Source organism: Shewanella sp. BJSY2023SW001 (assembly GCF_047314685.1).
GTDB lineage: Bacteria > Pseudomonadota > Gammaproteobacteria > Enterobacterales > Shewanellaceae > Shewanella > Shewanella indica.
The window spans coordinates 13992-27205 of record NZ_JBKORF010000043.1 but is presented as its reverse complement, the minus strand read 5'-3'; the positions used below and the strand labels follow the sequence as shown (position 1 = coordinate 27205).

Annotated in this window: 14 protein-coding genes, 1 tRNA gene and 1 pseudogene; 6 read left to right on the top strand and 10 right to left on the bottom strand. The window is 53.8% G+C overall.

Features of this window, described 5'->3' with window-relative positions:
- Window positions 1–312: 312 nt before the first annotated feature.
- Window positions 313–985 (bottom strand): annotated as a pseudogene (locus tag ACMHXH_RS10490) (IS630 family transposase); the annotation flags it as partial.
- A 262-nt stretch (window positions 986–1247) separates the two neighbouring features.
- Between ACMHXH_RS10490 and ACMHXH_RS10485 the strand changes: the two are divergent.
- Window positions 1248–1324: transfer RNA gene (locus ACMHXH_RS10485), tRNA-Trp, on the top strand.
- A 276-nt stretch (window positions 1325–1600) separates the two neighbouring features.
- Here the strand turns inward: ACMHXH_RS10485 and dpsA are convergent.
- The gene (dpsA, locus tag ACMHXH_RS10480) at window positions 1601–2071 is read right to left on the bottom strand and encodes a DNA starvation/stationary phase protection protein DpsA (RefSeq protein ID WP_335912721.1); all 471 of its coding nucleotides are present in this window, start codon (window positions 2069–2071) and stop codon (window positions 1601–1603) included.
- A 279-nt stretch (window positions 2072–2350) separates the two neighbouring features.
- On the opposite strand from dpsA, the gene ACMHXH_RS10475 reads away from it, so the two are divergent.
- On the top strand, window positions 2351–2686 hold the full coding sequence (locus ACMHXH_RS10475; protein WP_152608464.1) for a DNA polymerase III subunit psi: 336 nt from the start codon (window positions 2351–2353) through the stop codon (window positions 2684–2686).
- Window positions 2683–3141, top strand: a complete 459-nt coding sequence (gene rimI, locus ACMHXH_RS10470) for a ribosomal protein S18-alanine N-acetyltransferase (RefSeq protein WP_233962562.1) — start codon at window positions 2683–2685, stop codon at window positions 3139–3141. The genes ACMHXH_RS10475 and rimI overlap by 4 nt, the downstream gene beginning before the upstream one ends.
- A 148-nt stretch (window positions 3142–3289) precedes the next feature.
- On the opposite strand, the gene lipA is transcribed toward rimI, so the two are convergent.
- The 5 genes from lipA to ACMHXH_RS10445 all read right to left on the bottom strand — a co-directional run bounded on the left by lipA (window position 3290) and on the right by ACMHXH_RS10445 (window position 7660).
- A complete protein-coding gene (gene lipA, locus ACMHXH_RS10465) occupies window positions 3290–4255 on the bottom strand; it encodes a lipoyl synthase (RefSeq protein ID WP_028781164.1) in 966 nt (321 codons plus the stop codon).
- A complete protein-coding gene (gene lipB / locus ACMHXH_RS10460; protein WP_039035899.1) occupies window positions 4248–4907 on the bottom strand; it encodes a lipoyl(octanoyl) transferase LipB in 660 nt (219 codons plus the stop codon). The genes lipA and lipB overlap by 8 nt, the downstream gene beginning before the upstream one ends.
- A 137-nt stretch (window positions 4908–5044) precedes the next feature.
- Window positions 5045–5311 carry a DUF493 family protein YbeD gene (gene ybeD / locus ACMHXH_RS10455; RefSeq protein ID WP_028781166.1) on the bottom strand — a complete coding sequence of 89 codons (267 nt, stop codon included), beginning with the start codon at window positions 5309–5311 and terminating at the stop codon, window positions 5045–5047.
- A gap of 135 nt (window positions 5312–5446) precedes the next feature.
- Complete coding sequence (locus ACMHXH_RS10450) at window positions 5447–7255, bottom strand: aminopeptidase P family protein (protein WP_039035884.1); 1809 nt, start codon at window positions 7253–7255, stop codon at window positions 5447–5449.
- A 141-nt stretch (window positions 7256–7396) separates the two neighbouring features.
- Window positions 7397–7660, bottom strand: a complete 264-nt coding sequence (locus ACMHXH_RS10445) for a hypothetical protein (protein WP_039035885.1) — start codon at window positions 7658–7660, stop codon at window positions 7397–7399.
- Between the two features lie 115 nt (window positions 7661–7775).
- Here ACMHXH_RS10445 and ACMHXH_RS10440 point away from each other — a divergent pair, with 115 nt between their 5' ends.
- Both ACMHXH_RS10440 and ACMHXH_RS10435 read left to right on the top strand, forming a co-directional pair.
- Window positions 7776–8987, top strand: a complete 1212-nt coding sequence (locus ACMHXH_RS10440; protein WP_335912722.1) for an MFS transporter — start codon at window positions 7776–7778, stop codon at window positions 8985–8987.
- Between the two features lie 84 nt (window positions 8988–9071).
- Window positions 9072–9848 carry an ROK family protein gene (locus tag ACMHXH_RS10435; protein WP_039035887.1) on the top strand — a complete coding sequence of 259 codons (777 nt, stop codon included), beginning with the start codon at window positions 9072–9074 and terminating at the stop codon, window positions 9846–9848.
- 31 nt (window positions 9849–9879) lie between these two features.
- Here ACMHXH_RS10435 and ACMHXH_RS10430 read toward each other — a convergent pair whose 3' ends face one another.
- Window positions 9880–10200, bottom strand: coding sequence for a hypothetical protein (locus tag ACMHXH_RS10430; protein ID WP_039035888.1), 321 nt, complete (start codon window positions 10198–10200; stop codon window positions 9880–9882).
- A 162-nt stretch (window positions 10201–10362) separates the two neighbouring features.
- Here ACMHXH_RS10430 and ACMHXH_RS10425 point away from each other — a divergent pair, with 162 nt between their 5' ends.
- A complete protein-coding gene (locus tag ACMHXH_RS10425; protein ID WP_162207165.1) occupies window positions 10363–11589 on the top strand; it encodes a M24 family metallopeptidase in 1227 nt (408 codons plus the stop codon).
- A gap of 128 nt (window positions 11590–11717) precedes the next feature.
- On the opposite strand, the gene ACMHXH_RS10420 is transcribed toward ACMHXH_RS10425, so the two are convergent.
- Complete coding sequence (locus ACMHXH_RS10420; protein WP_162207164.1) at window positions 11718–12371, bottom strand: tetratricopeptide repeat protein; 654 nt, start codon at window positions 12369–12371, stop codon at window positions 11718–11720.
- A complete protein-coding gene (locus ACMHXH_RS10415) occupies window positions 12358–13203 on the bottom strand; it encodes an SDR family oxidoreductase (RefSeq protein WP_039035890.1) in 846 nt (281 codons plus the stop codon). The genes ACMHXH_RS10420 and ACMHXH_RS10415 overlap by 14 nt, the downstream gene beginning before the upstream one ends.
- Window positions 13204–13214: the final 11 nt, after the last annotated feature.

The window sequence follows — 13214 nt, the reverse complement described above, 5'->3', positions numbered from 1 at the left end:
GAGGCACAATCCCATTTGGAGTAGGGTGAGGTTGTCGTGTTTATCAAACTCAGTTTGATGCGACAAACGAACGCGCAGAGCTTGCTCGAAGCTGGCCATCGCCAGACGCCTAACAAACAAAAAAGCCCTAGCATTCAGCTAGGGCTTTTTTGTTTGTCTCGCTTCCAGCGAGCACGACTTAACATGCAGCCCAAAGCGGCTGGCGCAGTGTGTGCCCCTTAGCTTGCAGCCAAGCTGCTTCGCGCTCCAGCCATCTATCAAGCTGTGCTTGATGAGCAGATGTCTTTCGCCCCCATGTGATACCATTCCGCATTAAAGTTCAGTCACTTTCGCCCAGTCTCTGGTGCACATCTTTATCACTCGCTTTGTACTGCTGACGAAGTCGTTCCAAGCCTGACTGCAAGCATCCACAATGTCCTCATATCCTTTGAAACAGCGATTAGCGAGATGACGTTGGCGTAGCCAACTCCACACCTGTTCGATGGGGTTTAGCTCCGGGGAATAGGGCGGCAATTTGAGTATCGACAAGTTGGGGATATCAACTGCAATGTCATTGGTATGCCACCCTGCACCATCCATTACCACCACAGCATGTCGTCCTGGTTTAGTTCGGTTGGCGATCAGTTCCAGGTGCTGGCGCATGATGTCCTTATTAACAAACGGCGTGATGATGGCTTCAGTTTCTCCTGTTGCGGGACAGACTGCGCCGAAGAGGTGCGCGTATTCAAACTGCTGCTGTTTTAGCGCTCTGGGTCTACTGCCTTTCGGTGCCCAGAGTCGTGTTGTTGTATTTTGCTGACCAAATCTGGCTTCGTCCTGAAACCAAATATCAATCTGGTGTGGTCGTATATGGATAGGTGTGTGAAGGTTAGTTTCCATCAGGAAGTTTTTTAAAAGCCGTTTGAGCTTCATCAGACTGCTTGGGGTGTTTTGAACGGCTGGTTATCCGACTGAAATCAAGTGCATTAAGTAATAAGTATACATTGACCATCACACTGTAAGTAGCTTGCAGGATAATGCTGAGTTTTATATGGGTGCTTCTTTGGGGGAAGCATGCAAAGTCTTTGGCTTGGTGAACCTAGATAATTTGTTGTTTACAGCAACCTTACCTTACTGACGTTGTCCCCAGAAACTTCGGGATACCTACAATGCCATAGCTTTGCCTGAAAAAGCTGCAATCAGCGGGGTTTGTACCAAAAAGTCCTTTACCTTTAGGAAGGCTTTTTGCATAATGCCCCTCGTTCCACAGGGGTGTAGTTCCAATTGGTAGAACAGCGGTCTCCAAAACCGACGGTTGCGGGTTCGAGTCCTGCCACCCCTGCCACATTCCAGACGGCCTGCATAGCAATATGCGGGCCGTTTTCCTTTTGTAGATATCATAAAGTGCTTGAGGTTGATATGGACCCGTTTATTTTTCATCTAGCACTGTCAGCTTGCAGATATCTTTAAAACTACTGTTACAGGGTTAAACCCTGCCCGGTGCCAAATAAGATAACGGCTCACGCAACACGCGTAAGCCGTATAGATTAATACTCAGTTTGTTTCAGCATTAGCCGCTAATTCATGCCGTTTCTGAACGCCGTATCAAAGTGATGCCAGATTACTGCACTAACAAGCTGCGCAGCATCCAGGCGGTCTTTTCATGCAGCTGAATACGCTGGGTCAGCAGATCTGCCGTTGCTTCGTCATTGGCCTGGTTCACCAGAGGATAGAGTGCCCGGGCGTTGCGAATAATGATCTCTTGGCCTTCCAGCAGTTCCTCAAGCATCTGTTTGGCATCTGTGATGCCTGAGTCTTCTTTGATTTCGGTCTGAGCGGCGTAGGCGCTGTAGGAGCCCAAGGCTCTTTCACCCAGGGCTCTGACCCGCTCTGCGATGACATCCACCGCGGCAGCCAATTCGGTGTACTGCTCTTCAAACAGTAGGTGTAGGCTGGTGAACATGGGACCTGTCACGTTCCAGTGGAAGCTGTGGGTTTTGAGATAAAGGCTGTAGGTGTCAGCAAGTAAGCGATTCAAACCGTTGGCTATTTCCAGGCGATCGGCTTGGTTGATCCCGATATTGATATTCATAATATAACCTCCGTAAATGATCTGTTTTCTATATTACTCCGGAAGATAATTAGTTAAAGTGGATAAACTAGATGTCCGCAATCGATTTTGTTTGAGTTGATAGCCAAGGGATTTGCTCTCAGGTCACAGACAGTTGCTGAGCAAGCTGGTATTCTAAAGCGCTTAACTTGGAAGCTCTGTTGCGGGTTTCTTTCAGTCATTTTTGCCCTTCTTGTTCGTCCCTCGGCTATGGGTTTTGGGCGACATTTTCAAACTGCGTTAAAGCGGAGCGCAATCACCATGAATAAATATCTGCACGCCATGGGAATAGAGCTGTGGCGCAGTAGAAAAGACTCTCCCGCCCAGGTGCCTTTCATGCTGTTGGTGCCAGATGCTGATGAGCGTGTATTGCAACATCCCCTGGTGCTCAAGGTGTTGGCGTTATTGGGATTGGAGGCAGGGCAGTGCAGCGTCGGTAATCGGCCTGTGGCTGGGCAAGAGGTGATATGGAATATGTTCCCTGAGCCTGTTGAAGGGGCCTGGCTACACTCATCGCAGCCGGCGCAATTAATGTCAGGCAGTGAGGGCAAGCGCGCCCTATGGCAACAGATTTGGCACAGATTGGAGGCGAAGTGACTGAGGTTATCGCAATCAGAGCCTTGGAGGCCAATGACCTCGACGAGATGATGAAAATTGAACAACTGGCCCATGAGTTTCCCTGGAGTGAGGCGACTCTGGGCAGTTGTTTTGGTCGTTTTTACCGCGCTCTGGGGTTATATCTAGGACCGGAGCTTCAAGGCTTTTGCTTGCTGCAGGTCTTGTTCGAGGAAGCGACCCTGATGAATATCTGTATCGCTCCTGCCGCACAAGGTCAGGGTTTGGGGCGGCAATTATTACAGGCGGCAATCGAACTGCTTAAAGAGACTGGTGTGGAGAGACTATTGCTGGAAGTCAGGGTGGGTAATGCTGCCGCTATCGCCTTGTACCGACGCCTAGGCTTTATTGAGACCGGCTCCAGGGCCGATTACTATCAGGCCAAAGAGGGCCGGGAAGATGCTCTGTTGATGGAGTTGTCTCTTCACGCTTCTTAGCTCTCCTTGGCTCTTAGAGCATCCCGGCTAATATGGCTAGAGGCTGTTATGTCAGAGCTTTTGCCGCTAACCCTAAAGCTTTAAATTGTGCCCATAAATAGAAAAACAGCGCCTTTGGGCGCTGTTTCTTTAGGTGCTTGGACTTGCTCTATTTGACCTCTTTCCCCTGGGCCTGAAGGTCTGCATGGTAGCTTGAGCGAACCAGCGGGCCACAGGCAGCGTGGGTAAAGCCAAGTTCGGTTGCCAGGTTGTGGAAGTCGTCAAACTCCTTGGGAGTCACGTAACGCTCCACCGGCAAGTGGAACTTGGATGGCTGCAGATACTGGCCCAGAGTCAGCATGTTGACATTGTGAGCGCGCAGATCTCTGAGCACCTGTTCAATCTCTTCATTGCTTTCACCGAGTCCGAGCATGATCCCCGATTTAGTCGGGATATCCGGATGACGCTCTTTAAAGCGTTTGAGCAGATCCAGTGACCACTGATAGTTGGCACCGGGACGGGCCTTACGATAGTGAGCCGGAGCCGTTTCCAGGTTGTGGTTGAATACATCCGGTGGCTCGGTCGCCAGAATATCCAGCGCCTGATCGATACGGCCGCGGAAGTCAGGCACCAATATCTCTATCTTGATCTCAGGGTTGAGTTTGCGGATCTCACGGATACAGTCGGCGAAGTGCTGGGCGCCGCCGTCACGCAGATCGTCACGATCCACAGAGGTGATCACCACATACTTGAGCTTCATATCCCTGATGGTCTGTGCCAGCTTGAGAGGCTCCTCGGCGTCAGGCTTGAGTGGGCGGCCATGGGCTACGTCACAGAAGGGACAACGCCGGGTACAGATGGCGCCGAGGATCATAAAGGTGGCTGTACCATGGTTGAAGCACTCGGCCAGGTTTGGACAGGAGGCTTCTTCACACACTGAGTGCAAACCATTTTTACGCAGTGCCTGTTTGATATCCAGGATCCGCTGATTGGAAGATGGCAACTTAACCCGCAACCAATCGGGCTTGCGCAGCATGGTGTCGCGCTCTGATGGCACAACTTTGACCGGGATACGGGCGACCTTTTCGGCGTCCCGCAATTTCACGCCGGGCTGTAATCTTTCTGGCCTATTCATATGACTCTGCTAATCCTTGGTGATGCACTGTTTGCTCATAGCCCAAACGCTGGCTAAAAGTTTCAATCAGGTGTTGGCCTGCCTCCTCGACACTCTGGGGGCCACCGAGCGCTTTGCACTGGGCCATTTCGAGTCCGGCATAACCACAGGGGTTGATACGACGAAAAGGGGCGAGATCCATGTCGACATTCAGCGCCAAGCCGTGGAATGAGCATCCCTTACGGATCCTCAACCCCAAAGAGGCTATTTTACGCTCCTCGACATAGACACCCGGCGCATCGGACTTGGCATAGGCCGGAATATCGAAGCGCTTGAGCAGCTCCACCAGGCTTTGTTCTATGTCGGTAACCAGCTGTCTTACCCCAAGCTTGCGCCGTTTGATGTTGATAAGAGGGTAGGCGACCAATTGCCCCGGGCCATGGTAAGTTACTTGACCACCGCGATCCACCTGGATCACCGGGATATCACCGGTGTTGAGCAGGTGCTCGCTCTTACCGGCCTGGCCTTGGGTGAAAACCGGTGGATGCTCCACCAGCCAGAGTTCATCCGGGCTGTGTTCGTCACGGGTGTCGGTATAGTGCTGCATGGCATGCCATACAGTCTCATAATCCATGTTACCCAAGTGGCGGATATGCAATGTATTGTCTGGCAAGGGCAACGTCTCCCCCTCTGTTTGAGATGATAGCAATCAGTATCAAGCTGTGCTCACTCTCTGATACCGGCAGGTATTATACGCTTTGGCAGGAAAAATGTAATCCAGATCACACTTTCTCTGCCGAGTGCCAGGTATCAGAGTACCCGGCGAACGCCTTCAATAGCGGCAAGTTCAGTGTACAAGGTTTCGATATGTTCCTTGCTGGTCACTCTCACATTTATGGTCACCGAGATGTAGGTGCCTTTGCTGGAGGCCTTGGTGGTAGGGCTGTAATCGCCGGGGGCGTGCTTCTGGACGACTTCGACTACGCGGTCGGCCAGGGTATCGCTGGCATCGCCAACCACTTTAAATGGGAAGGAGGTTGGAAACTCCAGATACTGATCAAAGGTGGTACTTATCATGGGATTGAGATTCTCATGGCAAAATAATAACAGCTATATGGCGGCTATTATATCCCAATTCAAGGGGCGGATCTTCTCGTGAATAGCACCGAGAGTTTGACAAAGGGCGCCGGCCATTGACGGCGCCCTTGGGCGTTACAGCGGCGAGGTAGCCTGTTCGAGCCAGGCCAGTGATTCGCCACTCATCAGCGGTGACAGGGTCTGATAAACGCAGCTGTGATAGTCATTGAACCAATTGAGCTCAGCTTCAGTAAGCAGACTCTTGTCTATCAAGCGTTTGTCCATAGGGATCAGAGTCAGAGCGTCGAACTCGAATATCTCCCGTTCGGCCCCTTTGAGCGCTTCACAGGGGCGTACTTCCACCAGGTTTTCCAGACGAATACCGAAGGCATCAGCCCGGTAATAGCCGGGTTCGTTGGAAAGCACCATTCCGGGCAGCAAAGGAATGGCATTGAGGTTCTTGCCTATTCTTTGCGGGCCTTCATGAACGCTGAGGAAGTGGCCAACACCATGGCCCGTGCCGTGGTCGTAGTCAAAACCGTGCTGCCATAAGTATTGACGGGCGAAGGCATCCAGTTGTTGCCCCGTAGTGCCCCGCGGGAAGCGGGCCTGATCCAGGGCGATATGCCCCTTGAGCACCAAGGTCACCATTTTCTTCTGCTCGGCGCTGACTTCACCTATGGCTATGGTGCGGGTAACGTCTGTGGTGCCGTCCAAATACTGGGCGCCAGAGTCCACCAGATAGATGCTGTTCATCTCCATCATGGCCGGAGTGCCGTTGAGATGGTTGTAGTGGCACATGGCCGCATTGCCGCCGGTGGCGGAAATAGTGTCAAAGCTTGGCTCGCGGTAGAGGGGATCCTCAAGGCGATAACTCTCAAGCTTATCTGCCAGAGTGCCTTCATCATAGAGTCGGCCAGCAGCCACTTCGGCATCCAGCCAAGCCAGGAAACGGCTCACGGCAACGCCGTCACGGATATGACTGGCGCGGATTCCCTGCAGTTCGGCACTGTTTTTACAGGCCTTGGGCAGTGCCACAGGATCGAGTCCGGCGATCAGTTTGGCGCCGGCGGCTTTGGCCTGTAATTGGCTGAAGGCGTTGGCATTATTGGGATCGGCTAAAAGTTTTCTGCCTTCAAGCGCTTGCAGCGCTTCGGCGAGTTCCGCCTCGGCGCGGAAGCTGACACCGGCCCCTACGTGGGCTTCAATCCCCTGGGGTAACTTGGCAAGCTCGGTAAACAGTGTCATCTCACCATTGGCTTCCAGCAGGGCACAGCCCAGTACCACGGGCAACCTGGGCACGTCCTGACCGCGGATATTGAGTAACCAGCAGAAGGAGTCCAGCGCCGCTATCAGCGCCACATCGGCCCCGGCCTTTTTCACCAGGGCGCCGATTTCACTGCGCTTCTGTTCGCTGCTCTTGCCGGCAGACTCGGCATTGAAGAGGATAATGGGCTTGTTTTCCGGCACGGGTCTGTCTTGCCAGTGCAAATCTACCGGGTTGTTGTCAAGCGCCACCAATGTCATACCCGCTTTGCTCAGCGTGGCTTCGGCATCCTGCTGCCAGGCCAGGGTATGCAACCTGGGATCGTAGCCAATGCGGCAACCGGCCGGCAGCTTTTCCGCCAACCATTGTGCCTGAGGCATATCTGTCAAGCTCTCATAACTGAACAGGGTCGAGTCCACCTGTTGCCTTACCTGCACTGTGTAGCGGCCATCAGTAAAAATGGCGGCGCAGTCCTTCATCACAATCGCCATCCCCGCCGAGCCGGTAAAGTCGGTCAGCCAATGCAAACGCTCGTTGTGCGCCGGCACATACTCGCCGAGATACTCGTCGGCACGGGGCTGAATAAAGGCATCGAGTTGGTGTTTGGCCATTTCGCTGCGCACGGCATTAAGCCGTGATGCGATATGGGGGCTCTTGGGCGATTGTGATTGCAACATAGGGGCTCCGCTGATGGTCGGCTTGGCTACCCTTGGCCGACCTTGTCTTTATGAGTGATAGCGGATTATGGCAAGCCCTGAAGTCGCTTCGCAAGGGCTTGCATGAGGAAATCCTTGTGGCAGCTGTAAAGGGGGCCCAAGTCAATTGCTGCCAAACAGAGTCGCTATGCCCACCAGAAAGGAGCTAACCAGAGTTGCCATTACGCCTTTACTGACATCTTCACTCTTTACTCTGTCATCGCTTGGTTGTTGATCCCGCGCCAGCTTTTCATTGCGCTGCTCGACATTGTCGGCCACGTTGTCATAGAGATCCTGAGAAGGGGAGTAAGGCTGGTTACTGCAGCCTGCCCCCATGCCCAGAAGCAAGGTCAACAGTAGCACTCTGATACAGTTTCGCTTTCCCACAGTGTTCTTCCTTGAATGAAAATGTTAAAACTGATTGGCTTAGGTTAACCCTATGTGTGTTTATTGGCCTGTTCAAGGTTTTTATCTGTCTCGATTTTTATTCAAGGATGCCTTTATGCCGCTAAATGTTTGGGTGTTGATGTTGGCGCAGGCCTTTGCCATGAGTGCCACACCTATCATGGTATTGCTCGGAGGCATAATAGGGGCAGAGCTGAGCCCGGTTCCCTCGCTGTCGACATTGCCTATCGCCATGATGGTAGTCGGAGTCGCTGTGGCGATTGTGCCTATCAATATCTTGATGCAGCGTTTGGGACGGCGACGGGTATTTATCGGTGGCGCCCTGCTGACCAGTATGGCGGGTGTTATGGCGGCGCTTAGTGTTTGGTATGCCCAGTTCTGGGGATTTTGTGCCAGCGGTCTGCTGCTCGGATGCGGCGGCGCCATTATCCAGCAATACCGGTTTGCCGCCATGGAGTCAGTGGCGCCGACTCTGTCTGCCAAGGCAGCCAGCCGGGTGTTGCTTGGTGGTTTGCTCGCCGCCTTCCTCGGGCCAGAACTGGCCTTCCTCGGGCCAGAACTGGCCTTGCTGGCCAAGGATATTCTGCCGGTAACCTACACAGGTGCATTTTTGATGGTGACTCTGGTCGGTGTGCTGGCGCTGGCTTGCTTGTTGTTTTATCAAGATGAAGGCCCGGTGCTCAAAGCCTCCAAGGTTGAGAGTATGGATATTCGGCCATTGTCGGTTATTTTGCGTCAAAGCCGACTCTGGGTTGCCTGCGGCGCTGCAGTTATAGGCTATGCCTTGATGAGTTTTATCATGACGGCGACCCCTGTGCATATGCATCACATAGAGCATCACAGCCTTGAGGATACCAAGTGGGTGATCCAGAGCCATGTGATTGCCATGTATCTGCCTTCGCTGATAAGTGGCTACCTGATAGCCCGTTTGGGGCATACCCGCATCATGTTGGCCGGGCTGGCGCTTTACTGCCTGACCTTGGCTCTGGCGCTGGCGGGGCGTGACCTGCTCAACTATTGGAGTGCGCTGGTGATGTTGGGTGTGGGTTGGAACTTCCTGTTTGTTGCCGGCACTTCGCTGTTGCCTGGCTGTTATCGCACCGAGGAGAGGTTCACTGTGCAGTCTTTCAACGATTCTCTGGTATTTGGCTCTCAGGCGTTGGCCTCTCTGGGAGCCGGCTGGGTCATTTATCAGCTTGGCTGGCAGTTGCTATTAGTGATCTGTATTCCCGCCATTGCGACCCAACTTATCCTGATAGCATGGTGGAAGTTAAGTAAAAGCAAAGCGTTACAAATAACAGAACCTTGATGATTAGGTGCGGTGCCGGCAGCACTGTGCTAACATCTTAGGCCGTCTACCGCCTCTGGCGGTACGGTAAAAAGGGGTTTATTGATGTCGACATTAACGATCGAAGTGGGGACTGAAACCGCGCTGTTTCAGCTGCGGCAAGGGGAAACAACAGAACAATATAAAATCCCCACCGGAGAGAATTTCACCATAGCAGATCTCAATCGGCAATTGGCTGAACTTGAATCTGATTATGGGCTTGCAAACTACCGTCTGGCACTGGCCTTCCCCGGCATGGTGCGAGACAACCAACTGATATCCTGCCGAGCCTTGCCTGCACTGGTGGGGCTTAACCCGGAAAAGCTCAGTAGCCGTGGTGAACTGGTGGCCATTAGCAATGATATCCACGCCGGTCTGCACGCCATTGCCAGCGTCAAACACCAGTGCGAACTCTTGGTGATGTGTGGCACAGGGATCGGTATGTCACTGGCGCTCAACGGCCGGGTGTTCAGCGGTGCCAATGGCCTGGGCGGTGAGCTTGGCGCTTGCCGGGTGATGACGGAGTCGGGGGAATTCAGCCTCGAACAGTTGGCCAGCGGCGAGTCGGTACGGCGTCGACGCTTGCGTAACCCGGTGGAACTCTACCGCGCCGGGGCTTATTTGGGGATGGGCATAGCCTGGGCGGTTAACCTGCTCAATCCGCAAAAACTCTGGCTCGCCGGTAGCATGTTGGCCAATGCCGACTACTACAAGGGCTGTGTCAGCGGTGTTAAAGACTTGGCGGTTCCAGCCACTGTCAGTCAGTGTCAGATAAGTCGGGTCGACGATATGGAGACCTTGGTCTGCCGCGGCCTGCAAGTAATGCTGATGCAACAGGCCTGATACTCTGGCTCAAGGGGGGAGACATCCCCCTTCAAGCTGGTTCCTGGCAGGCCTGACGCATCTTTAACCAGAAGGCCCTTTGGCACAGGTTGCTGAAGGCTTTTTGTTTTGGGCTGATATCGTTTCCTTTCAGCACCCGATAACGGGTCCAGTTATCTTCGCAAAGCTCGCCGATGTTGGACCGGTTTGGCTCCTGTTCCAGCTCCTGCTGTTTTTCGATAATGGCGCCATCGGCAAAGTGATATTGCCATAAACCTTCATCGTCCGTGGTGTGAATTTGCACCGACTCCAACAACTCAGTGCAGCTTGTTCGTCCCTCTATAGCCAGAATATAGTTGGCAAGATCCTGCATATTGTACTCCCGCGTTTGGCGCAAGCAGCATATCAGCGGTCACCGGAAATTGGTAATTTCGTTTGTACTTTAAAATTTGCATGCAATATTTGCATACAATATATTAAAAATTCGAAACAGATTAGTACCCAATTAATAAAAACAATCAAGCAGGAGAAGTCTATGAGCACAGGCGTTGGTGGCTCAACCCCGGAGCAGGAGTTGGCAAAGCTGGTGGATATGACTCGGGATGTCACAGCGGTGGATGCCGCCGAATTCAAAACCAGGCAACAAAATGCCCAGGCGCTGATGCAAGAGTTGGGGATAGATGCCCTCTATCTCAATGCCGGCACCAATCTTTACTATTTCTCCGGCCTGCGCTGGTATGCCAGTGAGCGTATGGTCGGGGCGATTTTGCCCTGTCGTGGTGAGCTGGAATACCTGGCGCCGGCATTTGAGCTCGACACCCTCAAAGGCTTTATGTTGCAGCCTGGACAGGTTAACACCTGGCATGAGCACCAGAGTCCCTATGTGCTGTGCCGCAATGTGCTTGAGCGCATGGGCTGTCTGCGCCCGGGCGCCGTTCTGGCTATAGATGAATCAGCCCCTTTCTTTTTGTTTGATGGCCTGCGTGAGACTTGCCCCGAGCTTGCCTTTGTCAACGGCGCCAAGATTAGCGCCCAATTGCGAATGCATAAATCGCCCGCCGAGCTGAGGCTGATTCAGCGGGCGATGGATATGACGCTCGAAGTGCACAAGGCCGCCGCCAGAATATTACGCCCGGGGATCAGTACCGCCGAGGTGGAAGATTTTATCGATAAGGCCCATAGAGCCGTGGGTGCCAATGGTTCCTATTTTTGCATAGTACTCTTTGGTGAAGACAGTGCCTATCCCCATGGGGTCAAGTCGCCCAAGACGCTGGCGCCGGGCGACACTGTGTTGATAGACACAGGCTGTCAGCTGCATGGTTACAACTCGGATATTACCCGCACCTATGTATTTGGTACGCCAAGCGAGCGGCAGCGGCAATTGTGGGCATTGGAGCAGGCAGCGCAGCGGGCCGGTTTTGAAGCGGCGGCTTTAGGTGCGCCCAGCAGTGGTGTCGACAAGGCGGCCAGAGCCGTGTTGGAAGCGGCCGGTTTCGGGCCTGGATACCAACTGCCGGGACTGCCCCATAGAACGGGCCACGGCATAGGCCTGGATATTCATGAGTGGCCCTATCTGGTTGATGGCGACAACACCCCACTGGCCGTTGGTATGTGTTTTTCCAATGAGCCAATGCTTTGTGTGCCCGGCGAGTTCGGCGTTCGCCATGAAGATCACTTCTATATGACGGCAGAGGGGCCACGCTGGTTTACCCAGCCGGCTAAGTCGATTGACGATCCCTTCGCGCAGGGGGATAAGTTGTAACAGTTCCTTGCCCGGATAACAAAACCATCAGTCAGCCTGTATTGGCTGACTGATATTGGGCTGAGCTCGAAATCAAGCGCCAATCATGTCCATCAAATGCAATCTTTACCGGTAAAAATTGACTGACGTTAGCTGTTATCGCGATAGGCGGCGATTTTGGCGAGTGCAGCCTTGATTTCCTGCTTGCGACCCGCATCTGCCAGCTCGCGCCCTGGCCTTGGGGCGGCTTCGAGCGCTTTTTGCAGGAAAGGCAGGGCTTCGTCATACCTGTCCTCTTCCAACAGGAAGTCGCCGTAAAAGTAGTTGCTGTCTATACCATCGGGGTTGAGCTCCAACGCCTGTTTCAGCAACTCCTCGGCCTTGTCATCGTCCCCAAAGCCCAGCGGCCAGCCGGGCACCTTGTAGTAAAGTACCCCGAGACTGGTATAGGCCGAGCCCTTGAGCGCGGTGGGATCTTGCTTAAGCGCCAGCTCAAAGTCACTGCGAGCCCGCTTGGCATACTTGAGGGCACCGAGGCCGCCGCTGACCCCGGCATAGGTAGAGTTGATAATGCCGTGCCAGATGCGCACGCCCGTACTTTGAGGGTGGGACTGCACCGACTCATCTGCCAGCTTCAGCAGTTTGACAAAGGCTTTTTCCTGCTCGTCGCCGCTGAGTTGATAGTTGTTGATGGCCCAGTCGTGTTGCAACTGTTTGACGGCCAGATCGCTGGCGTCATCGGCCCAGAGCGAAGGACTCACCAGCAGCGCTGCGCTCAGGCACAAGAGTTTAAATGGCTTCATGTTTCTCTCCTTCGGTGATGGGGTTGGCCGTGTCTTGTGTTGACATGGCCCTTTGGCAAAACTGGCGGATAAGTGGCAGTTTCTTGCGGGTATCATAGTTAACCAGGCCTGGCAGCAGGGCGTTTACCCGCACAAACAGCTTTTCCGGCCAACCGATAAAACGGCGGCCCCGGCGACTATCGGCCAGATCCCGACAGAGGATGTTGGCCACCCATTCAGGGCTGTCCTGACGGTTGCCGAGCGCCGAATTGAGCTGGCGCATCGATTCTGTGTTGAGTTCGGTATCCGTGGCTCTGGGGGCGAAATAGAGCACCTTAATCTTGCTGTCGGCCAACTCCCGCTCCAGTGCTTCGGTAAAACCCCTGAGGCCAAACTTGCTGGCGCAGTAAAGACTGGAGCCCGGGTAGCCTATGCTGCCGAGAATGGAGCCGACATTGATGATGGCGGCCTCGGACTGGCGTTTGAGCAAGGGCAGCAGGGTGCGGCAACAGTTGATGGGCGCCTCCAGGTTCACCGCCATCATGGCGCGGGTATCACAGGTGTCGCTGGCTTCCAACATGCTGAGTTGATTGACTCCGAGGCAGTTGATCAACACCTTGGGGCTGAACACCCCGGCGGCCTGGCGCAGCTGGCATTGACCGCCACTGCTGGTCAGATCGGCGCTTAAGGTGTGATGTTCTCCGGCAAGGCTCTGTTTCAGGATATCGAGCTTGGCTTGATCCCGGCCGCAGAGCAGCAGCCTGGCGCCTTTGGCGGCCAATGCCCTGGCGATGGCGCTACCGATGCCGCCACTGGCGCCGGTGATGATGACATTCAAATGTTTGAGTTCCATATTGGTCACCG

Excerpts from the sequence above, each read along its gene's own strand:
- ACMHXH_RS10475 (WP_152608464.1), top strand. The coding sequence starts at position 2,351 with ATGAATAAATATCTGCACGCCATGGGAATAGAGCTGTGGCGCAGTAGA.
- ybeD (WP_028781166.1), bottom strand. The coding sequence starts at position 5,311 with ATGATAAGTACCACCTTTGATCAGTATCTGGAGTTTCCAACCTCCTTC.
- ACMHXH_RS10425 (WP_162207165.1), top strand. The coding sequence starts at position 10,363 with ATGAGCACAGGCGTTGGTGGCTCAACCCCGGAGCAGGAGTTGGCAAAG.
- ACMHXH_RS10450 (WP_039035884.1), bottom strand. The coding sequence starts at position 7,255 with ATGTTGCAATCACAATCGCCCAAGAGCCCCCATATCGCATCACGGCTT.
- ACMHXH_RS10420 (WP_162207164.1), bottom strand. The coding sequence starts at position 12,371 with ATGAAGCCATTTAAACTCTTGTGCCTGAGCGCAGCGCTGCTGGTGAGT.
- ACMHXH_RS10430 (WP_039035888.1), bottom strand. The coding sequence starts at position 10,200 with ATGCAGGATCTTGCCAACTATATTCTGGCTATAGAGGGACGAACAAGC.
- ACMHXH_RS10415 (WP_039035890.1), bottom strand. The coding sequence starts at position 13,203 with ATGGAACTCAAACATTTGAATGTCATCATCACCGGCGCCAGTGGCGGC.
- lipA (WP_028781164.1), bottom strand. The coding sequence starts at position 4,255 with ATGAATAGGCCAGAAAGATTACAGCCCGGCGTGAAATTGCGGGACGCC.
- dpsA (WP_335912721.1), bottom strand. The coding sequence starts at position 2,071 with ATGAATATCAATATCGGGATCAACCAAGCCGATCGCCTGGAAATAGCC.
- ACMHXH_RS10440 (WP_335912722.1), top strand. The coding sequence starts at position 7,776 with ATGCCGCTAAATGTTTGGGTGTTGATGTTGGCGCAGGCCTTTGCCATG.
- ACMHXH_RS10435 (WP_039035887.1), top strand. The coding sequence starts at position 9,072 with ATGTCGACATTAACGATCGAAGTGGGGACTGAAACCGCGCTGTTTCAG.